Origin of the sequence: Metapseudomonas phytobenefica (genome assembly GCF_043392685.1) — a bacterium.
GTDB lineage: Bacteria > Pseudomonadota > Gammaproteobacteria > Pseudomonadales > Pseudomonadaceae > Metapseudomonas.
Genome location: NZ_JBHZGM010000001.1, coordinates 233,929 through 254,319, shown reverse-complemented (window position 1 = coordinate 254,319; position 20,391 = coordinate 233,929). Strand labels below are relative to the sequence as shown.

Here is a 20,391-nt window from a genome sequence, read left to right as displayed (position 1 = left end):
ATGCATTGCGAATCTCCGATCAAACGCCGCGTTTCGCGGAAAATCTGGGTCGGCTCCGTGCCGGTGGGTGGTGATGCGCCCATCGCCGTACAGAGCATGACCAACACCGACACCTGCGACGTCGCCGCCACCGTGGGCCAGATCCAGCGCCTGGTGGATGCCGGCGTCGACATCGTTCGGGTCTCCGTACCGGACATGGACGCCGCGGAGGCCTTTGGCCGCATCAGGCAGCAGGTCCAGGTACCGCTGGTGGCGGACATCCACTTCGACTACAAGATCGCCCTGCGCGTCGCCGAACTGGGCGTCGACTGCCTGCGCATCAACCCGGGCAACATCGGCCGTGAAGACCGGGTCAAGGCCGTAGTCGATGCCGCCCGCGACAAGGGCATCCCGATCCGCATCGGCGTCAACGCCGGTTCCCTGGAAAAGGACCTGCAGAAGAAGTACGGCGAGCCGACCCCGCAAGCCCTGGTCGAATCCGCCCTGCGCCATGTCGAGCACCTCGACAAGCTGGACTTCCAGGACTTCAAGGTCAGCGTGAAGGCCTCCGACGTGTTCATGGCCGTCGAAGCCTATCGCCTGCTGGCCAAGCAGATCGTGCAGCCGCTGCATCTGGGCATCACCGAAGCCGGCGGCCTGCGCTCCGGCACCGTGAAGTCCGCGGTGGGCCTGGGCATGCTGCTGGCAGAAGGCATCGGCGACACCATCCGCATCTCCCTGGCGGCGGACCCGGTGGAAGAGGTCAAGGTCGGCTTCGACATTCTCAAGTCCCTGCACCTGCGCTCCCGTGGCATCAACTTCATCGCCTGCCCGAGCTGCTCGCGGCAGAACTTCGATGTGGTCAAGACCATGAACGAGCTGGAAGGGCGCCTCGAAGACCTGCTGGTACCGATGGATGTGGCCGTGATCGGTTGCGTGGTCAACGGGCCGGGCGAAGCCAAGGAGGCCCATATCGGCCTGACCGGCGGTACGCCGAACAATCTGGTCTACATCGACGGCAAACCGGCCCAGAAGCTGAACAACGACAACCTGGTGGACGAGCTGGAACGGCTCATCCGCGAAAAGGCGGCGGCAAAGGCCGAAGCTGACGCGGCGCTGATCGCCCGTAGCTGAAACAAGGAACCCACGTGAGCAAGACCCTGCAAGCCATTCGTGGCATGAACGACATCCTGCCGGAGCAGACGCCCGCGTGGCGCTATCTGGAAAACACCGTCGCCGACCTGCTGGATAGCTACGGCTACAAGGAAATCCGCCTGCCGATCCTCGAGTTCACCGAGCTGTTCGCCCGCGGTATCGGCGAAGGCACCGATGTGGTCGACAAGGAGATGTACACCTTCCTCGATCGCAACGAAGAGTCGCTGACCATGCGCCCGGAAGGTACCGCGGGCTGCGTGCGCGCCGTACTCGAGCATGGCCTCACCGGCGGCGGCCAGGTGCAGAAACTGTGGTATGCCGGCCCCATGTTCCGCTACGAGAAGCCGCAGAAGGGCCGCTACCGCCAGTTCCACCAGATGGGCGTGGAAGTCTTCAACCTGCCCGGCCCGGACATCGACGCCGAGCTGATCGTGCTCACCTGGCGCCTGTGGAAGAAGCTCGGCCTGGCCGATGCCGTGACCCTGCAGCTGAACAGCCTGGGTTCCAGCGAGGCCCGCGCCCGCTATCGCGATGCCCTGGTGGCCTACCTGCAGCAGCGTTACGACCTGCTGGACGAAGACAGCCAGCGTCGCCTGACCACCAACCCGCTGCGCATTCTTGACAGCAAGGATGGTGGCACCCAGGCCCTGCTGGTGGATGCGCCGACCCTCCACGATTATCTCGACGAAGAGTCCCTGGCCCACTTCGCAGGCCTCAAGGCGCGCCTGGATGCCGTGGGTATCCGCTACGAAATCAACCAGAAGCTGGTACGCGGCCTCGACTACTACAGCCGTACCGTCTTCGAGTGGGTGACCGACAAGCTCGGTTCCCAGGGCACTGTCTGTGCCGGTGGCCGCTACGATGGCCTGGTCACCCAGTTCGGCGGCAAGCCGACTCCGGGTGTGGGCTATGCCATGGGTGTCGAGCGCCTGGTGTTGCTGCTGGAAACCCTTGGCCTGGTGCCGGAGGAGCTGAACAGTCCGGCCGACGTTTATATCTGTGCCTTCGGCGAAGCCGCCGAGCTGGCCGCACTCGGCCTTTCCGAGCAGCTGCGCGATGCCATTCCGGGCCTGCGCCTGCTGGTCAATGCCGGTGCCGGCAGTTTCAAGAGCCAGTTCAAAAAGGCCGACAAGAGCGGCGCCCGGTACGCGTTGATCCTGGGGGACGACGAACTGGCCAAGCGCGTGGTAGGTTGCAAGCCGCTTCGCGACGACAGCGAACAACAAAACATTGCCTGGGATGCTCTGGCCGAGCATCTCGCTGCCTGCCTGAAGCGGGCTTGAGCATCCAGAGATCAGGAGTACGGGGTTAAGCATGCAGACTGAAGAAGAACAGATTGCGCAGATCAAGGACTGGTGGCAGCGCAACGGCAAACCCATGCTCACTGGCGGCGCACTGGCGCTGGCGGTGGTCTTCGGTTGGCAGGCCTGGCAGAAGTACCAGACCAATCAGGCCCAGGGCGCCTCGATCATTTACCAGCAATTGCTGGAAACCGCTCTGAACCCCAGCGGCACACCGGATTCGGCCAAGGTCGCCGAACTGGCCGGCAAGCTGAAAAGTGACTTCGGCGGCACCCATTACGCCCAGTACGGCAGCCTGTTCGTGGCCAAGGTCGCGGTCGAGGCGGGCAAGCTGGACGACGCCGCCGCTGAACTCAAGGCCGTGCTCGACAAGCCGGCCGATGCGACCCTGGGCGAACTGGCCCGCCAGCGCCTGGCCCGTGTCCTGGCTGCCCAGGGCAAGGCCGAAGATGCCATCAAGCTGCTGGAAGGCGACGCCGACAAGGCCTTCGCCGCCAGCCGCGAAGAACTCAAGGGCGACCTGCTGGTGCAGCTGGGTCGCACCGATGACGCGCATGCTGCCTACCTGAAAGCCAAGGCCGCACTGCCCGAAGATGCCGCCGTAGGTGGCCTGCAGATGAAGCTCGACGACCTGGCAAAAGGGGACGCATGACGTGATGCGCTGGAAGAATGCCGCAGTGCTGGCCCTGGCCGTTCTGGCCGTGGGCTGCAGCAGCAACAGCAAGAAGGAACTGCCGCCGGCCGAGCTGCCCGATTTCACCGAAGAGGTGAGTCTGAACAAGGGCTGGAGCCGCTCCATTGGCGATGGCCAGGGCGAGACCTACAACCTGCTGGTACCCGCCGTCGATGGCGACACTATCTACGCCTCGGACGTCAACGGCGAGGTCATGGCGCTCGATCGCTTCAATGGCGACGTGATCTGGAAGCAGGACCTGGAACTGCCGGTGTCCGGCGCCGTGGGCGTTGGCTATGGCCTGGTGATGGTCGGTACCCTGAAGGGTGAAATCGTAGCCCTGGACGCCACCAATGGTGAAGAAAGATGGCGCGCCCGTGTCAATGGCGAAGTGCTGGCCCCGCCGGCCAACAACGGTGACGTGGTGGTCGTGCAGACCCAGAACGACACCCTGCTCGGTTTCGATGCCGCCACCGGCAACCAGCTGTGGATCTACGAGAACACCCCGGCTGTGCTGACCCTGCGGGGTACTGGCGCGCCCATCGTGACCAACAATCTGGCCGTGGCCGGCCTGTCCACCGGCAAGGTGCTCGCGCTGGATATCCGGCGCGGTATTCCGGTCTGGGAACAGCGCGTGGCCGTGCCCCAGGGCCGCTCCGAGCTGGATCGCGTGGTCGACATCGACGGTGGCCTGCTGCTCTCCGGCGGTACCCTCTACGTCGCCACCTATCAGGGCCGTGTCGCTGCCCTGGATCTGGAAAGCGGCCGTGTGCTCTGGCAGCGTGACGCCTCCAGCTACGCCGGCGTCGCCCAGGGCTTCGGCAACGTCTACGTGAGCCTGGCCAATGGCACCGTGGAAGGCGTGGATGAGCGTTCCGCCTCCGCCCTGTGGAGCAACGACGCCCTGGCCCGCCGCCAGCTGTCCGCACCGGAAGTCTTCTCCAGCTACGTGGCTGTGGGCGACTTCGAAGGTTACCTGCACCTGCTGAGTCAGGTGGACGGTCACTTCGTCGGTCGCGTGAAGATCGATGGCGACGGCCTGCGTGCCCGTCCGCTGGTGGTCGGTGAGTGGATGTATGCCTATGGCAACGGCGGCAAGCTGGTTGGCCTGACCATCCGCTAAGCTGGAGCCTGATGTCGGGCCGCTGTCGTCAAACGGCAGCGGCCTTTGTGTTTTCTGAAATAACGAGTGGAGAGCCTCATGGTTCCCGTAATTGCCCTGGTGGGTCGGCCCAACGTCGGCAAGTCCACCCTGTTCAACCGCCTGACCAAGACCCGCAACGCGATTGTCGCGGAATACGCGGGTCTGACCCGTGACCGCCAGTACGGCGAGGCGAAATGGCAGGGTCGCACCTATATCGTCATCGACACCGGGGGTATCTCGGGCGATGAGGAAGGCATCGACGCGAAGATGGCCGAGCAGTCGCTGCAGGCCATCGAAGAAGCCGATGCGGTGCTCTTCATGGTCGACTCGCGCGCCGGCATGACCGCCGCCGACCAGATGATCGCCGAGCACCTGCGCAAGCGGAACAAGCGCAGCTTCCTAGTGGCCAACAAGGTCGACACCGTTGACCCGGACATCGCACGCGCCGAGTTCAGTCCCCTGGGCCTGGGCGACGCACTGCCGATCGCTGCCGCTCACGGCCGTGGCATCAGCCAGATGCTGCAGGTCGCGCTGGGCGAGTTCCCGCGTGACGAAGGCGCCGACGAAGAGGAAGCGGCCAGCGCTGAGGAAGTCGCCGAAGGCGAAGAAGCCAAGCGCATTCCGGGTCCGAGCGAGAAGGACGGCATCAAGATCGCCATCATCGGTCGGCCCAATGTCGGCAAGTCCACCCTGGTCAACCGCATGCTCGGTGAAGATCGGGTGATCGTTTACGACCAGGCCGGCACGACCCGCGACAGCATCTACATCCCCTTCGAGCGCAACGAAGAGAAGTACACCCTGATCGATACCGCCGGCGTGCGTCGCCGCGGCAAGATCTTCGAGGCTGTGGAAAAGTTCTCGGTGGTGAAAACCCTGCAGGCCATCCAGGACGCCAACGTGGTGATCTTCGTGATGGACGCCCGCGAGGGTGTGGTCGAGCACGACCTCAACCTGCTGGGCTTCGTGCTGGAAACCGGCCGTGCGCTGGTCATCGCCCTGAACAAGTGGGACGGCATGGAGCCCAGCGAGCGCGACTACGTGAAAACCGAGCTGGAGCGCCGGCTGTTCTTCGTCGACTTCGCCGACATCCACTTCATCTCCGCGCTGCATGGCACCGGCGTCGGCCACCTGTACAGGTCGGTGCAGGAGTCGTTCCGCTCCGCCATCACCCGCTGGCCCACCAGCCGCCTGACGCAGATCCTCGAGGACGCGGTGCAGGAACACCAGCCGCCGCTGATCAACGGCCGCCGCATCAAGCTGCGCTACGCCCACCTGGGCGGGGCCAACCCGCCGCTGATCGTGATCCACGGCAACCAGGTGGAATCGGTGCCCAAGTCCTACACGCGCTACCTGGAGAATACCTACAGGCGCGTGCTCAAGCTGGTCGGCACGCCGATCCGCATCGAGTACAAGGGCGGCGAGAACCCGTACGAGGGCAAGAAGAACACCCTCACCGAGCGCCAGGTGAACAAGAAGCGCCGCCTCATGTCGCACCACAAGAAGGCCGAGAAGAAGCGCCGCGACAAGAAGCGCTGATACCGGCTGGAAGAAGAGGGCGCCCCGGGGCGCCCTTTTTACTTGGCGGGTGAAACCTGCCTTTCGTAGGAGCGAGCTCTGCTCGCGAATCGGGCAGGCACAAGGTTTCGCGGGCAGAGCGCGCTCCGGCAAGGGGCATTCCTGTGGTGGCGAAATCCCTCAGGGCTTAAGCTATGGCCCACTTCCCAGTCGCCATTAGCCGGATTGCAATGATCACCAGCAAGCTGCCCAACGTCGGCACCACCATCTTCACCCAAATGTCCCAGCTCGCCGCAGAAGTCGGCGCCATCAACCTGTCCCAGGGCTTCCCGGATTTCTCCGCGCCAGCCGCCCTGTGCGATGCGGTCGGTCGGCACATCGCCGCCGGACATAACCAATACGCCCCGATGACCGGCCTGCCTGCGCTGCGCGAACAGGTGGCAGCCAAGGTGGCCACTTTCTATGGCCGTGCGGTCAGCGCCGATGCCGAAGTGACCATCACTCCCGGCGCCACCGAAGCCATCTTCTGCGCCATCCAGGCGGTGGTCCGCGCCGGCGACGAGGTGATCGTCCTCGATCCCTGCTACGACAGCTACGAGCCGTCCGTGGAGCTGGCCGGTGGCCGCTGCGTGCATGTGCCGTTGGCACTGCCGGGCTTCTCCATCGACTGGCAGCGCATGCGCGACGCCCTCAGCCCGCGCACCCGCATGATCATCCTCAACAGCCCGCACAACCCCAGCGGCGCGCTGATTTCCCGCGCCGAACTGGACCAGTTGGCCGAGCTGATCCGTGATCGCGATATCTACTTGGTGTCGGACGAGGTCTACGAGCATCTGGTGTTCGACGGCGTCAGCCACGTCAGCGTGCTCGCCCATGACGAGCTCTACGCCCGCGCCTTCGTGGTCAGCTCCTTCGGCAAGACCTATCACGTCACCGGCTGGAAGACCGGCTACGTGGTCGCCCCGCCGGCGCTCTCTGCCGAGCTGCGCAAGGTCCACCAGTACGTGAACTTCTGTGGCGTTACGCCGCTGCAGTGGGCGCTGGCCGACTTCATGGCGGCGCATCCGGAGCACCTGGCCGAGCTGCCGGCCTTCTACCAGGCCAAGCGCGACCTGTTCTGCGACCTGCTGGCCGGCTCGCGCTTCGGCTTCACCCGTGCCGCCGGCACCTACTTCCAACTGGTGGACTACAGCGCCATCCGCGACGACCTGGATGACGTGGCCATGTCCGAGTGGCTGACCCGCGAGCATGGCGTCGCCGCCATCCCGGTTTCGGTGTTCTACCAGCAGGCGCCCAAGGACCTGCGTCTGGTGCGCTTCTGCTTCGCCAAACGTGAGGAGACGCTGCGTCAGGCGGCGGAAAAGCTATGCGCGATCTGACCACCTTGCCCGACCTCAAGCTGGCCTTGGTGCAGACCGCCCTGGCCTGGCACGACTGCTCCGCCAACCACGCGCACTTCGAAGCCTTGCTGGAGCAGGCGAAGGGGGCGGACCTGATCGTCCTGCCGGAGATGTTCACCACCGGCTTTTCCATGGATTCGGCGGCTCTCGCCGAGCCCGAGCAGGGCCCGACCCATGCCTGGCTGCGTGAGCAGGCCAGGCGCCTGGATGCGGTGATCACCGGCAGCCTCATCATCCAGGCCGCCGACGGCAGCCATCGCAACCGCCTGCTCTGGGCCCGCCCGGACGGCGAAGTCCTGCATTACGACAAGCGCCACCTGTTCCGCATGGCCGGCGAACACAAGCACTACACGCCGGGCGAAACCCAGGCGCTGTTCGAGCTCAAGGGCTGGCGGGTGCGTCCGCTGATCTGCTACGACCTGCGCTTCCCGGTGTGGAGCCGCGATCCGCACGACACTGACCTGCTGCTCTACACCGCCAACTGGCCAGCGGCCCGTCGCCATCACTGGAACCGCCTGCTGCCGGCGCGCGCCATCGAGAACCTGTGCTTTGTCGCGGCGGTGAACCGCGTGGGGACCGATGGCAAGGGCCACGGCTACAGCGGCGACAGTCAGGTGCTGGATTTCCAGGGCGAGAGTCTGCTGAACGCCGGCGATGGCGACGGCGTGTTCTTTGCCAGCCTGTCCGCTTCGCAACTGGCGGCATACCGCGAGCGCTTCCCGGCGATGCGCGACGCGGACGCCTTCGACTTGCACCTCTGAGCCCGGAGCGACCATGAGCGAACACAAGCCGCTACCGGCCGACGGCAACCTGCTGGTGGCGGGGGAGAAGGTCTACAACACGCCGGTGGAAGTCACCCTGGCGGTGATCGGCGGCAAGTGGAAGTCGCTGCTGGTCTATCACCTGATCCCCGAGTCGCGGCGCTTCTCCGAGCTCAAGCGGCTGGTGCCTGGCATCACCGAGAAAATGCTGACCCAGCAACTGCGCGAGCTGGAGCGCGACGGCATCGTTTCGCGCACCGTCTATGCCGAAGTGCCGCCGCGGGTCGAATACCGCCTGACGGAGCACGGCAGCAGCCTGAAGCCGGTACTGGATTCCATGTGCGCCTGGGGCAAGTGCCACTGGCAGCAGCAGGGATAGCCTTCTTCCCGGATCTGAAGCTCTGTCTGTTTTAGCGAATCTATTCGCGAAAGAATTCGCTCTCACAATGTTGCCACAAAAGAAAACCCCGCCGGACGGCGGGGTTATTCATTGCAGCCTCAGCCTCAGGCCGCTTCAGCCTCGGCCTGGCTCAGGGCGCGGTTGAGGGCGCTGAACAGGGCGCGGAAGCTGGCGGTGGTGAGATTCTCGTCGATGCCGATACCGTGCAGGGCACGACCGCCGTTGACGCGCAGCTCGATGTAGGCCGCGGCCTTGGCGTTGGTGCCGGCGCCGATGGCGTGCTCGGAATAGTCCATGATCTCCACCTTCACCGGCAGGCTGGCCACCAGGGCTTCCAGCGGGCCCTTGCCCATACCGCGCAGGTGCTGGGTCTCACCCTTGACCTGGACTTCGATATCCACGGCGCTGGTGCCGTTCTCTTCCTGCAGGCGATGGCCCTTCAGGGCGAACGGAGTGTTGGCCTGCAGGTACTCGGCGTCCAGCAGCTTGTAGATCTGCTCGGCGGTCATTTCCAGGCCCAGGCGATCGGTCTCCTTCTGCACCACCTGGCTGAATTCGATCTGCATGCGGCGCGGCAGGCTGATGCCGTACTCCTGCTCCAGCAGGAAGGTGATGCCACCCTTGCCGGACTGGCTGTTCACGCGGATCACCGCCTCGTAGCTGCGGCCGATGTCGGCCGGGTCGATCGGCAGGTAGGGTACTTCCCAGATGGCGTCTTCCTTCTGCTGGGCGAAGCCCTTGCGGATGGCGTCCTGGTGGGAGCCGGAGAAGGCGGTGTGCACCAGGTCGCCCACGTAGGGGTGACGCGGGTGGACCGGCAGCTGGTTGCATTCCTCGACCACCTTGCGCACGGCGTCGATGTCGGAGAAGTCCAGCTGCGGGTGCAGGCCCTGGGTGTACATGTTCAGCGCCAGGGTCACCAGGTCGACGTTGCCGGTGCGCTCGCCGTTGCCGAACAGGCAGCCTTCCACGCGGTCGGCGCCGGCCATCAGGCCCAGTTCGGTGGCGGCCACGCCGGTACCGCGGTCGTTGTGGGTATGCAGACTGATGATCACCGAATCACGACGGCTGATGTGGCGACCGAACCATTCGATCTGGTCGGCGTACACGTTCGGCGTGGCGCATTCCACGGTGGCCGGCAGGTTGAGGATGATCTTCTTCTCGGGCGTCGGCTGCCAGACGTTGATCACTGCGTCGCAGACTTCCACTGCGAACTCCAGCTCGGTGGAGCTGAAGATTTCCGGGGAGTACTGGAAGGTCCATTCGGTTTCCGGCTGTTTGGCGGCCAGTTCCTTGATCAGGGTGGCGGCCTTCACGGCGATGTCGACCACGCCGGCCTTGTCCTGGTTGAAGACGATGCGGCGGAAGGACGGTGCGGTGGCGTTGTAGACGTGGACGATGGCCTTCTTCGCGCCCTTCAGGGACTCGAAGGTGCGGGTGATCAGGTCTTCGCGGGCCTGGGTCAGTACCTGGATGGTCACGTCATCCGGAATGTGGCCGCCTTCGATCAGCTCGCGGACGAAGTTGAAATCGGTGTCCGAGGCGGACGGGAAGGCCACCTCGATTTCCTTCAGGCCCACCTGCACCAGGGTCTTGAAGAAACGCATCTTCTTCTGCGCGTCCATCGGCTCGATCAGCGACTGGTTGCCGTCGCGCAGGTCGGAGCTGCACCAGATCGGTACCTCGGTGATGGTCTTCGACGGCCAGGTACGGTCAGGCAGGTTGATGGCCGGGAACGGACGGTACTTGTTGGACGGGTCTTTCAGCATGCTCATGGGGCAAATCCTTTTTACTGCGGGCCGCGTGATGGTCGGCCAGGCATTGGGAATCGGCGGGTGCGGCGAAGGTGGGATTCAGCCACGCAGTCGGGGGCTGACCAGTCGCAGGCAGGCGTGTTGACGCAGAAGGATGAGAGTGTGTGCGGTTTTCATAGGGGCTAACCCTATTCATCGTGAGTGAATATGGCAAGCATCGCGGAAAAAATGGTGAAAAAGAGCGCAGGAATTCGTAGGTAGATGAATTATTGCGTGAGTGCGGCGAGATTATGTGAATGATTGCGCAGCTTTTTGGGTGCGAGGCAGCCGGCCCGCGAAAGGCCCCTTGGCGGGCAATTCGCGGGCAGCGCCCGGTTCATTGCGTCGGTGGCAGGCGTAGTGCGCGCATGTCCGCACCGCTGGGGTGCTGGAAGACCCGCAGGCCGAATTCCGGAAGGATCGCCAGCAGGTGGTCGAAGATGTCGGACTGGATGGCCTCGTAGCGGGCCCAGGCGGTGGTGTTGGTGAAGCAGTACAGCTCCAGGGGCAGTCCGTCGGCGGTGGGGGCCATCTGCCGCACGAGCAGGGTCATGTCCTTGCGGATGTCATGGTTTTCCCGCAGGTAGTGCTCCACGTAGGCGCGGAAGGTGCCGAGGTTGGTCAGCTGGCGGCTGTTGACCGGCAGCCGCTGTTCTTCGTCCAGCTGGCTGTTCCAGGACAGCAGCTCGCTCTGCTTGGCGGTGAGGTAGCTGTCCAGCAGGCGGAATTTGTGCAGTCGCTCGATGTCCTCCTGGCTGAGGAAGCGCACGCTGTTCTGGTCCAGGTACAGGCAACGCTTGATCCGCCGGCCGCCCGACTCCTGCATGCCGCGCCAGTTCTTGAACGCGTCGGTGATGAAGCGCTTGGTGGGAATGGTGGTGATGGTCTTGTCCCAGTTCTGCACCTTGACCGTGTGCAGGGCGATATCGATGACGTCGCCATCGGCGTTGAGCTGCGGCATTTCCACCCAGTCGCCGACACGGATGATGTCGTTGGAGGTGATCTGCACGCTGGCCACCAGGGACAGCAGGGTGTCCTGGAAGATCAGCATCAGCACCGCGGCCATGGCACCCAGGCCCGACAGCAGGATCAGCGGCGAGCGATCGATCAAGCTGGCGATCATCAGGATGCTGGCGATGGCGAAGATGGCGATCTTCAGCACCTGTACATAACCCTTGATGGGCCGCAGGTGCGCGTTCTTGCGCCGCTGGTACAGGCTGTTGGTGATATCCAGCACGGCGCTCAGGGCCAGGGCGATGGTAAGCACGATGAACGCCGCGCAAACGTTGCTGATCACCTCCACCAGCACGTGCGGCAGGTTCGGCACTATCCGCACGCCGCCGGCGAGCACCAGGGCCGGCACGATGTTGGCGAGTCGTCTGATCAGGCCGTGGTCCTGGATTTGCGCTCCGGTGACGCGGAACAGGCCGCGGATCAGGATGCGCTTGACGATCCAGTTGGATACCCACGCGAGGAGGATGAGGACTACGGTGGTGACGATGGTGTGCAGCTCTTCATGCTGCCGCAGCCAGGCGAGCCAGGGGGTGACTTCTTTCAGCATCGGCGTTCCCTTGCAGAGTCTGGTGAGCGGGGCGGGCCCCGGAAAGCTCCGGACCTTAGCAAATCCACCGGGGCCGCCCCAGATCCGTGCTGTAAGCGCAGATGTCGGTCAGGGCTTGTAGGCACCGATGAAAATGGCTGGGTCCACGCGCACGTCGTTGAGGCTGACGTTCCAGTGCATGTGCGGGCCGGTGGCGCGTCCGGTGGCTCCGACGCGGCCCACCACGCCACCGCGTGGCACCTGTTGGTCGAGCTTCACCTCTACCTTCGACATGTGACAGAACATGCTGATCAGGCCCTGGCCGTGGTCGACGAACACCGTCCTGCCGTTGAAGAAGTAGTCGCCGATGAGGATCACCTTGCCCGCTGCCGGTGCCTTGATCGGCGTGCCGGCGCCCACGGCGAAGTCCAGGCCGGAATGCGGGTTACGTTCCTCGCCATTGAAGAAGCGGCGCAGGCCGAAGGGGCTGGAAAGCGGGCCGTTCACCGGCTTGTCGAACAGCAGGTTGCTCGGCGTTCCGGGGCTGAAGCGGCGGTAGGCGGCAGTCTGCTCGGCCAGCTCGCGCTCGATGCGCTTGAGGTCTTCCGGTAGCGGATTTACCTGGCGCTGGTTGGCCAGTTTGATGTGCTGCTCGCGATAGCTGCGCGGGCCGACGCTGAAACTCAGCTTGCGCCCATCGCTCACCTCGATCTGCTGTGGGCCCGCCTTGGTGCCCAGCGGAATGCCGACGATGGCGATCCAGTCGCGGCCGTCTTCCTTGATCACCAGTATCGGTTTGCCCCGGTAGCGCGCGGTGGGCGCCTGGGCGGCGGCGCCGAGCTGGATCACCGCGACGCCGCCCGGTACCGGCTTGTTCAGCAGGCGGGTGATGAAGCCTTCGGCATGGGCGGGCAGGGCGAGGCAGAGGAGCAGGGCGGCGAGCAGGCGCATGGTCAATCCAGCAGGGAAAGGTTCACGGGAGTGAGGTGGTTGTCTTCGACGCGCACGTCCAGCTCACCTTCGGCGAGGCGGGCCTTCAGGCGCTGGCCGGGGCGCGTCTGGCTGGCGGCGCGGATGGCCTGGCCGCGTTCGTCCAGCAGGATGCTGTAGCCGCGGCCGAGGGTGGCAAGGGGACTGACCACGTGCAGGGTCTGGGCCAGGGCGTCGAGCTTCTGCCGACGCTCCTTGATGGCGTTACGCGCGGCGCGGGGCAGGCGCTCGGCCAGACTCTCCAGCCGCTGCCGCAACAGTGCCAGGGTGCGTCCCGGATGCTGCGCGGCAAGGCGGGTATCGAGGCGCGCCAGGCGTTCGTGGCGAACCTGCAGCTGGCGCTCGAAGGCCCGGCGCAGGCGCATGTCCAGGTCATCCAGGCGCTGGGCCTGCTGGCGCAGCCGCTCGCCGGGGTGGCGCAGGCGTCGGAACAGGCCGTCCAGGCGCAGGCGCTCGCGGGTCAGGTGCTCGCGCATGCGCAGGACCAGGCGCCGACGCAGGCCGTCCAGGCGCTGCTGCAGGTCACTGGCGTCCGGGGCCAGCAGTTCGGCGGCGGCGGAGGGAGTCGGCGCGCGCACGTCGGCGACGAAATCGCTGATGGATACGTCCGTCTCGTGGCCAACGGCGCTGACGATGGGCGTCCGGCAGGCGGCCACCGCACGGGCCACGGCTTCCTCGTTGAAGCACCAGAGGTCCTCCAGCGAGCCGCCGCCCCGGGCCAGGATCAGGGCATCGAAGCCCTGCGCATCGGCCAGCGCCAGGGCGCGGACGATCTGGGCGGTGGCATCAAAGCCCTGCACCGCGGTGGGGATCAGGGTCAGCTGTACCTGGGGCGCGCGGCGGCGGAACACGCTGATGATGTCGCGGATCACAGCACCGGTGGGCGAGCTGACGATGCCGATGCGCTGCGGGTGAGCGGGCAGCGGGCGCTTGCGCTCGGCGGCGAACAGCCCTTCGGCGGCCAGCTTTTCCTTCAGGGCTTCGAAGGCCAGGCGCAGGGCGCCGTCGCCGGCTGGTTCGACGGCGTCGGCGATCAGCTGGTAATCGCCACGGCCCTCGAACAACGAGACTTTGCCGCGTACCCGCACCGCCAGGCCGTCGCGCAGGGCCTGGCGCACGCGCAGGGCGTTCTGTCGGAACAGCGCGCAGCGGACCTGGGCCTGGGCATCCTTGAGGGTGAAATAGAGATGGCCGGAAGCGGGGCGGGCGAGGTTGGAGATCTCGCCTTCCACCCAGACCTGTGGGAACACGTCCTCCAGTAGATGGCGGGCGCGCTGGTTGAGCTGGCTGACGGTCAGCACCTCGCGGTCGAGGCCGAGCCGTTGGAAGGGGTCTTTGAGCATGGGCGGAAATGATAATGGCTTTGCCGCCATGCGCCATAGTTGACGGGTAAAGGGCGATGGTTAAGCTGCGCGCCCTTCCCACTGCAGCAGGAGTCAGAAATGGAATCGAGCCAGTTGATCATCGTGCCGCAGATCTCCACCGTTCCCGGGCACCAGGCCCTGGTCGGGCGCATGCTGCGCTGGCTGGCCCAGCGCGAGGTGGTCGAAGCGCTGCCGAGCACCTGTGGGCTGCGCGGCAACCGCATGGCCTACGCCATCGCACCGGGCGCGCGGGATGTGGTGGAGCACCCGGAGCGCCTGCCATATGGCCAGCCGGTGAACGGCCTGGAGCTGGTGGACAAGCGCTGCATCTATACGCCCACGCGCGACTTCTTTAATGAAGCGGGCTGCCCAGAGTGCCGCCAGGAAGTCGGCGAACCCCTGTTCGAGAGCCTGGAAGAGTGGTGGCCGGGGCATACCGACAACTTCATCTGCCCGGAATGCGGCTTCGAGGACGACATCAACGGCTTCCTCTTCCTGCAGCCCTGCGGCTTTTCCAACCTTGGTTTCATCTTCAATGGCTGGGGCGAAACCCGCTTCACCCGGGCCTTCCTCGACGCCTTCGGCGAGCGGCTCGGATACTCGGTGCGCCAGGTTCGGACGGACGGGTGACCGGGAGGGCGAATTCCGTCGCTGAACGGGAGGGATCACGGCACTTCGTCTTTTACGGGGGCGCATCGAGGATTTAAATCGCTTCCGCGACCAGAAACCCGATCTGTAGCCCTTCGGTCGCGTTGAGCCGCGGCCATGGCCCCGTTATAATGGCGCGCTTCCAATTTTCCCGCCTGGGAGCTCCCGCCATGCTGCGCATCAGCCAAGAAGCCCTGACCTTCGACGACGTTCTCCTGATCCCGGGTTATACCGAGGTTCTGCCCAAGGATGTCAGCCTCAAGACCCGCCTGACCCGCGGCATCGAACTGAACATCCCGCTGGTGTCCGCAGCGATGGACACCGTGACCGAAGCCCGCCTGGCCATCGCCATGGCCCAGGAAGGCGGCATCGGCATCATCCACAAGAACATGACCATCGAGCAGCAGGCTGCCGAAGTGCGCAAGGTCAAGCGTCACGAGACCGCCATCGTCCGTGACCCGGTGACCGTCACCCCCTCCACCAAGATCATTGAACTGCTGCAGATCGCCCGTGAATACGGCTTCTCCGGCTTCCCGGTGGTGGAAGAGGGCGAGCTGGTCGGCATCGTGACCGGCCGCGACCTGCGCTTCCGTCCGAACGTCGGCGACTCCGTTGCCGCGATCATGACTCCCAAGGACAAGCTGGTCACAGCCCGTGAAGGCACCCCGCTGGAAGAAATGAAGGCCAAGCTCTACGAGAACCGCATCGAGAAGATGCTGGTGGTCGACGAGAACTTCTACCTGCGTGGCCTGGTGACCTTCCGCGACATCGAGAAGGCCAAGACCTACCCGCTGGCGTCCAAGGACGACCAGGGCCGCCTGCGCGTCGGCGCGGCAGTGGGCACCGGCGCCGACACCGGCGAGCGCGTTGCCGCCCTGGTTGCCGCTGGTGTCGACGTGGTGGTGGTAGACACTGCCCACGGCCACTCCAAAGGCGTGATCGAGCGCGTTCGCTGGGTCAAGGACACCTTCCCGCAGGTGCAGGTGATCGGCGGCAACATCGCTACCGGCGAAGCTGCCAAGGCCCTGGCCGAGGCTGGCGCTGACGCGGTCAAGGTCGGCATCGGCCCGGGCTCCATCTGCACCACCCGTATCGTTGCCGGCGTTGGCGTGCCGCAGATTTCCGCCATCGCCAACGTCGCCGCGGCCCTGGCCGGCTCCGGCATTCCGCTGATCGCGGACGGCGGCATTCGCTTCTCCGGCGACCTGTCCAAGGCCATCGTGGCCGGCGCTTCCTGCGTGATGATGGGTTCCATGTTCGCCGGCACCGAAGAGGCTCCGGGCGAAGTCGAACTGTTCCAGGGCCGTTCCTACAAGGCCTACCGCGGCATGGGCTCGCTGGGCGCGATGTCGCAGTCCCAGGGCTCGTCCGACCGTTACTTCCAGGACTCCTCGGCCGGTGCCGAGAAGCTGGTTCCGGAAGGCATCGAAGGCCGTGTTCCCTACAAGGGCACCCTGACCGCCATCGTTCACCAGCTGATGGGCGGCCTGCGCGCTTCCATGGGCTACACCGGCTGCTCGACCATCGAGGAAATGCGCACCAAGCCGCAGTTCGTGCGCATCACCGGCGCCGGCATGGCCGAGTCCCACGTCCACGACGTACAGATCACCAAGGAAGCCCCGAACTATCGCGTCGGTTGAGGCTGACTGAAAACAGGTGCGTCACGGGGCTGTTCGATTCAGCCCCGTGTCGTTTGTGAATTCCGTAACGAGAGATGGCCATGTCCCAAGACATTCACGCCCACCGAATCCTGATCCTCGATTTCGGTTCCCAGTACACCCAGCTGATCGCCCGCCGCGTGCGCGAGATCGGCGTGTACTGCGAGATCCACCCGTTCGACATGAGTAACGAGGCGATCCGCGCCTTCGCCCCGCGCGGCATCATCCTTGCCGGTGGTCCGGAGTCGGTTCACGAAGCCAACAGCCCGCGCGCACCGCAGGCCGTGTTCGAGCTCAAGGTGCCGCTGTTCGGCATCTGCTACGGCATGCAGACCATGGCCGAGCAACTGGGCGGCAAGGTACAGGGCTCCGACCTGCGCGAATTTGGCTATGCCCGCGTCGACGTGGTGGGCAAGGCCCGCCTGCTGGACGGTATCGAAGACCATGTGGACGACGATGGCGTCCTCGGCCTCGACGTGTGGATGAGCCACGGCGACAAGGTCACCGACATGCCCGCCGGCTTCCACATCCTGGCCAGCACCCCGAGCTGCCCGATCGCCGCCATGGCCGACGATCACCGCGCCTACTACGGCGTGCAGTTCCACCCGGAAGTGACCCACACCAAGCAGGGCCTGCGCATCCTCTCCCGCTTCGTGCTGGAGATCTGCGGCTGCGCCGCCCTCTGGACCCCGTCCAATATCGTCGAAGACGCCATCGCCACCGTACGTGCCCAGGTGGGCTCGTCCAAGGTGTTGCTGGGCCTGTCCGGCGGCGTTGACTCCTCGGTGGTTGCGGCCCTGCTGCACAAGGCCATCGGCGACCAGCTGACCTGCGTCTTCGTCGACAACGGCCTGCTACGCCTGCACGAGGGCGACCACGTGATGGCCATGTTCGCCGAGAACATGGGCGTACGCGTGATCCGCGCCAACGCCGAAGACAAGTTCCTCTCTCGCCTGGCCGGCGTCTCCGACCCGGAAGAGAAGCGCAAGATCATTGGCCGCACTTTCATCGAAGTCTTCGACGAAGAAGCCACCAAGCTGAAGGACGTGAAGTTCCTCGCCCAGGGCACCATCTACCCCGACGTGATCGAATCGGCCGGCGCCAAGACCGGCAAGGCCCATGTGATCAAGTCGCACCACAACGTCGGCGGCCTGCCGGAAGACATGCAGTTCGAGCTGGTCGAGCCGCTGCGCGAACTGTTCAAGGACGAGGTGCGCAAGATCGGCCTGGAGCTGGGCCTGCCCTACAGCATGGTCTACCGCCACCCGTTCCCGGGGCCGGGCCTGGGCGTGCGCATCCTCGGCGAAGTGAAGAAGGAATACGCCGACCTGCTGCGTCTTGCCGACCACATCTTCATCGAAGAACTGCACAAGGCGGACTGGTACCACAAGACCAGCCAGGCCTTCGTGGTGTTCCAGCCGGTGAAATCCGTCGGCGTGGTCGGCGACGGCCGTCGCTACGCCTGGGTCGTCGCCCTGCGCGCGGTGGAAACCATCGACTTCATGACCGCCCGCTGGGCGCACCTGCCCTATGAGCTGCTGGAGACCGTCTCCAACCGCATCATCAACGAAATCGAAGGCATCTCCCGCGTCACCTACGACGTGTCGAGCAAACCGCCGGCGACCATCGAGTGGGAATGATGCGAGTGCGCAAGCGCTAGCGAAACGGAACCGGCCAGGCCTCAAAACCTGGCCGGTTTTGTTTTGGGCGAGTCTTTGTCGGGTTGGCTCTTTGTGGGGGCGAATTCATTCGCCAAGGGTAGCGCAGCTGCCCCAATGCTCCCGTCGCAGACCTTCGGCCTGCTCGGCGACTGAAGTCGCCCCCACAGCCATCACCTCCGCTCAGGCATTGGCGCGGGTATCCACCACCAGCGTCAGCCGCGCAATGAATCCTTCCTCATCTTCCACCAGCTCCGCCACCGACTGTTCCCCGCCCTGGCGGCGATAGAGGTAATCCTGCTCCAGCGGCGTCCAGTCCTGGCCGGGATGTGCGTATGGCGGTCTCGCCATGGCTGGGCGAATCACCGCTTCCGGGAAGTACAGCTGGCCGGTGTGGATATCCTGCTCGCCCAGATGCACCTTCAGGTGCACGTGGTTGGTGCGCCCCGGGTAGTAGCCGGGGAGGATGCTGCGGAATTCCGCACGGCCAGCGTCGTCGGTGATCTGCACGCCACGCAGGAAGCGGCTCGCCGGATCGGCGCCGACGCCGGAGTACGCGCCCTGGGCGTCGCAGTGCCAGATCTCCAGCGCGGCATCGCCCAGGGGGCGACAACCGTCCGCCTGCAGCACTTCAAACTGCAGTCTCAGCAGCGTGCCCGGCTTGCCGTCGGTGATGTCCTGGCGCAGCAACGCATCTTCCAGATAGAAGGGCCCGGCTGTCTGCTCCGGGCTCAGGTGGCAGACTCCGGTGCTTTCGGCACGACCCGGTCGAGGCCAGTTCAGCAGCACGAAGCCTCCCAGGCAGAACTGCATCATTTCGCGGCGGGTGGGGGGCATGGTTGCGCTCCTTTCTGGCCGATTTCCCCATCCTACGCCCGGCAGGGCAGGGCGGCTGCGCCCATCGGTCGCGGTTGATACGGATGCTTTCACTTATCTTTCGCAGTCCCGGGGTGTATCTTGTGCGCCCGAAAGCCGGCCCGGCAGAGGCTGGTTCGATTAGCCGATGGGACAGCCCTGTTCTTCCCCAGAGGAGCCTGACCCCCATGTCATTCACTCGCAGACAGATTCTCGGTGGCCTGGCCGGCCTCGGCGTGGTCGGCCTGGGTGCCGGCGGTGCCCGCTACTGGCTGGGCCGCAGCCTGGATGCCAAGACCCACGACTACGAACTGATCGCCGCGCCGCTGGACCTCGAACTGGTCGCCGGCCACAACACCCCTGCCTGGGGCTATGGCGGCCAGGCGCCGGGTGTCGAACTCCGTTCCCGCCAGGGCGACTGGTTGCGGGTGCGCTTCATCAACAAGCTCGACGAACCCACCACCATCCACTGGCACGGCATCCGCGTGCCGCTGGAAATGGACGGCGTGCCCTATGTGTCGCAGCTGCCGGTGCTGCCTGGCGAATATTTCGACTACCGCTTCAAGACCGACGACGCCGGCAGTTTCTGGTATCACCCGCACCTGTCCAGCGCCCAACAGCTGGGGCGCGGCCTGGTCGGCCCGTTGATCGTCGAGGAACGCGAGCCCACAGGTTTCAGGCACGAGAAGGTGCTCAGCCTGAAGACCTGGCACGTGGACCAGGAAGGGGCCTTCACCGCCTTCAGCGTACCCCGCGAGGCTGCTCGCGAAGGCACCCGTGGCCGTCTCACCACCATCAACGGCAAGCCGCTGCCCACTGTGGACCTGCCGGCGGGCCAGGTGGTGCGCCTGCGCATCCTGAACCTGGACAACACCGTCACCTACCGGCTCAACCTGCCGGGGGCCGAGGTGCGCATCTATTCCCTGGACGGCCACCCCGTGGAGCCCCGTGACCTGGGCAAGGAGTACTGGCTGGGGCCGGGCATGCGCATCGAACTGGCCATCAAGGTGCCGGCTGAGGGTACCGAGCTGCCCCTGCGCAATGGTCCGCTGCGCCTGGCGACCCTGAAGAGCGTGGCCAGCAGCGAGGCGCCCGGCGACTGGCCAGCGGCGTTGCCGGCCAACCCGGTGCCGGAGCCCGACCTGGAGAAGGCCGAGGTGCTGCGCTTCAATTTCGAATGGGCCGCCACCCTGGTCAGCGCGGCCGGGCAGCCGAACAACTACTGGCAGATCAACGGCAAGGCCTGGGACATCAACGACAAGACCTGCGCGGACCGTCCCATCGCCCGGCTGAAGAAGGATGGCCACTACATCTTCGAGCTGCGCAACATGGCCCAGTACCTGCACCCCATCCATCTGCACGGCATGGCGTTCAAGGTGCTGGACTCGGACCGCAAGTCCATCGTCCCCTATTTCACCGACACCTATCTGCTGGGCAAGAACGAGACCGCGCGCATCGCGCTGGTCGCGGAAAACCCGGGGATCTGGATGTTCCACTGCCACGTCATCGACCATATGGAAACCGGCCTGATGGCCGCCATCGAAGTAGCCTGAGCCA

The 20,391-nt window shown here is 65.2% G+C and carries 17 protein-coding genes; 12 read left to right on the top strand and 5 right to left on the bottom strand.

Features of this window, described 5'->3' with window-relative positions:
- From ispG to ACFW0B_RS01110, 8 genes are all read left to right on the top strand, one after another.
- Positions 1-1,113 carry a flavodoxin-dependent (E)-4-hydroxy-3-methylbut-2-enyl-diphosphate synthase gene (gene ispG, locus ACFW0B_RS01145; RefSeq protein ID WP_449146125.1) on the top strand — a complete coding sequence of 371 codons (1,113 nt, stop codon included), beginning with the start codon at positions 1-3 and terminating at the stop codon, positions 1,111-1,113.
- Positions 1,114-1,127: 14 nt separating this feature from the next.
- Positions 1,128-2,417: a histidine--tRNA ligase gene (gene hisS / locus ACFW0B_RS01140; protein WP_449146124.1), complete on the top strand. Its 1,290-nt coding sequence runs from the start codon at positions 1,128-1,130 to the stop codon at positions 2,415-2,417.
- A 31-nt stretch (positions 2,418-2,448) separates the two neighbouring features.
- A complete protein-coding gene (locus ACFW0B_RS01135) occupies positions 2,449-3,087 on the top strand; it encodes a YfgM family protein (RefSeq protein ID WP_449146123.1) in 639 nt (212 codons plus the stop codon).
- Between the two features lies 1 nt (position 3,088).
- Positions 3,089-4,231 carry an outer membrane protein assembly factor BamB gene (bamB, locus tag ACFW0B_RS01130; protein ID WP_449146122.1) on the top strand — a complete coding sequence of 381 codons (1,143 nt, stop codon included), beginning with the start codon at positions 3,089-3,091 and terminating at the stop codon, positions 4,229-4,231.
- A gap of 78 nt (positions 4,232-4,309) precedes the next feature.
- Positions 4,310-5,788, top strand: a complete 1,479-nt coding sequence (gene der, locus ACFW0B_RS01125) for a ribosome biogenesis GTPase Der (RefSeq protein WP_449146121.1) — start codon at positions 4,310-4,312, stop codon at positions 5,786-5,788.
- A gap of 209 nt (positions 5,789-5,997) precedes the next feature.
- Complete coding sequence (locus ACFW0B_RS01120; RefSeq protein WP_449146120.1) at positions 5,998-7,146, top strand: pyridoxal phosphate-dependent aminotransferase; 1,149 nt, start codon at positions 5,998-6,000, stop codon at positions 7,144-7,146.
- The gene (locus ACFW0B_RS01115) at positions 7,134-7,928 is read left to right on the top strand and encodes an amidohydrolase (RefSeq protein WP_449146119.1); all 795 of its coding nucleotides are present in this window, start codon (positions 7,134-7,136) and stop codon (positions 7,926-7,928) included. Before ACFW0B_RS01120 ends, ACFW0B_RS01115 begins: the two co-directional genes overlap by 13 nt.
- Before the next feature lie 13 nt (positions 7,929-7,941).
- Complete coding sequence (locus ACFW0B_RS01110; RefSeq protein WP_449146118.1) at positions 7,942-8,307, top strand: winged helix-turn-helix transcriptional regulator; 366 nt, start codon at positions 7,942-7,944, stop codon at positions 8,305-8,307.
- A 125-nt stretch (positions 8,308-8,432) separates the two neighbouring features.
- On the opposite strand, the gene leuA is transcribed toward ACFW0B_RS01110, so the two are convergent.
- The 4 genes from leuA to xseA form a co-directional block, all read right to left on the bottom strand.
- Entirely contained in the window at positions 8,433-10,103 is a 1,671-nt protein-coding gene (gene leuA / locus ACFW0B_RS01105; protein ID WP_449146117.1) for a 2-isopropylmalate synthase, read from the bottom strand.
- A 355-nt stretch (positions 10,104-10,458) separates the two neighbouring features.
- Positions 10,459-11,682 carry a mechanosensitive ion channel family protein gene (locus ACFW0B_RS01100; protein ID WP_449146116.1) on the bottom strand — a complete coding sequence of 408 codons (1,224 nt, stop codon included), beginning with the start codon at positions 11,680-11,682 and terminating at the stop codon, positions 10,459-10,461.
- A gap of 108 nt (positions 11,683-11,790) precedes the next feature.
- On the bottom strand, positions 11,791-12,612 hold the full coding sequence (locus ACFW0B_RS01095; protein ID WP_449146115.1) for a peptidoglycan DD-metalloendopeptidase family protein: 822 nt from the start codon (positions 12,610-12,612) through the stop codon (positions 11,791-11,793).
- Positions 12,613-12,614: 2 nt separating this feature from the next.
- Complete coding sequence (xseA, locus tag ACFW0B_RS01090) at positions 12,615-13,994, bottom strand: exodeoxyribonuclease VII large subunit (protein ID WP_449146114.1); 1,380 nt, start codon at positions 13,992-13,994, stop codon at positions 12,615-12,617.
- Between the two features lie 99 nt (positions 13,995-14,093).
- On the opposite strand from xseA, the gene ACFW0B_RS01085 reads away from it, so the two are divergent.
- The 3 genes from ACFW0B_RS01085 (at position 14,094) to guaA (ending at position 17,961) form a co-directional block, all read left to right on the top strand.
- The gene (locus tag ACFW0B_RS01085) at positions 14,094-14,645 is read left to right on the top strand and encodes a sugar ABC transporter ATPase (protein WP_449146113.1); all 552 of its coding nucleotides are present in this window, start codon (positions 14,094-14,096) and stop codon (positions 14,643-14,645) included.
- A gap of 188 nt (positions 14,646-14,833) precedes the next feature.
- Positions 14,834-16,303 (top strand): IMP dehydrogenase, encoded by a 1,470-nt coding sequence (guaB, locus tag ACFW0B_RS01080; RefSeq protein WP_449146112.1) that lies wholly within the window; start codon positions 14,834-14,836, stop codon positions 16,301-16,303.
- An 80-nt stretch (positions 16,304-16,383) separates the two neighbouring features.
- A complete protein-coding gene (guaA, locus tag ACFW0B_RS01075; RefSeq protein ID WP_449146111.1) occupies positions 16,384-17,961 on the top strand; it encodes a glutamine-hydrolyzing GMP synthase in 1,578 nt (525 codons plus the stop codon).
- Positions 17,962-18,162: 201 nt separating this feature from the next.
- On the opposite strand, the gene ACFW0B_RS01070 is transcribed toward guaA, so the two are convergent.
- Positions 18,163-18,816 carry an intradiol ring-cleavage dioxygenase gene (locus tag ACFW0B_RS01070; protein ID WP_449146110.1) on the bottom strand — a complete coding sequence of 218 codons (654 nt, stop codon included), beginning with the start codon at positions 18,814-18,816 and terminating at the stop codon, positions 18,163-18,165.
- A gap of 206 nt (positions 18,817-19,022) precedes the next feature.
- Here ACFW0B_RS01070 and ACFW0B_RS01065 point away from each other — a divergent pair, with 206 nt between their 5' ends.
- Positions 19,023-20,387: a multicopper oxidase family protein gene (locus ACFW0B_RS01065; protein WP_449146109.1), complete on the top strand. Its 1,365-nt coding sequence runs from the start codon at positions 19,023-19,025 to the stop codon at positions 20,385-20,387.
- Positions 20,388-20,391 lie beyond the last annotated feature (4 nt).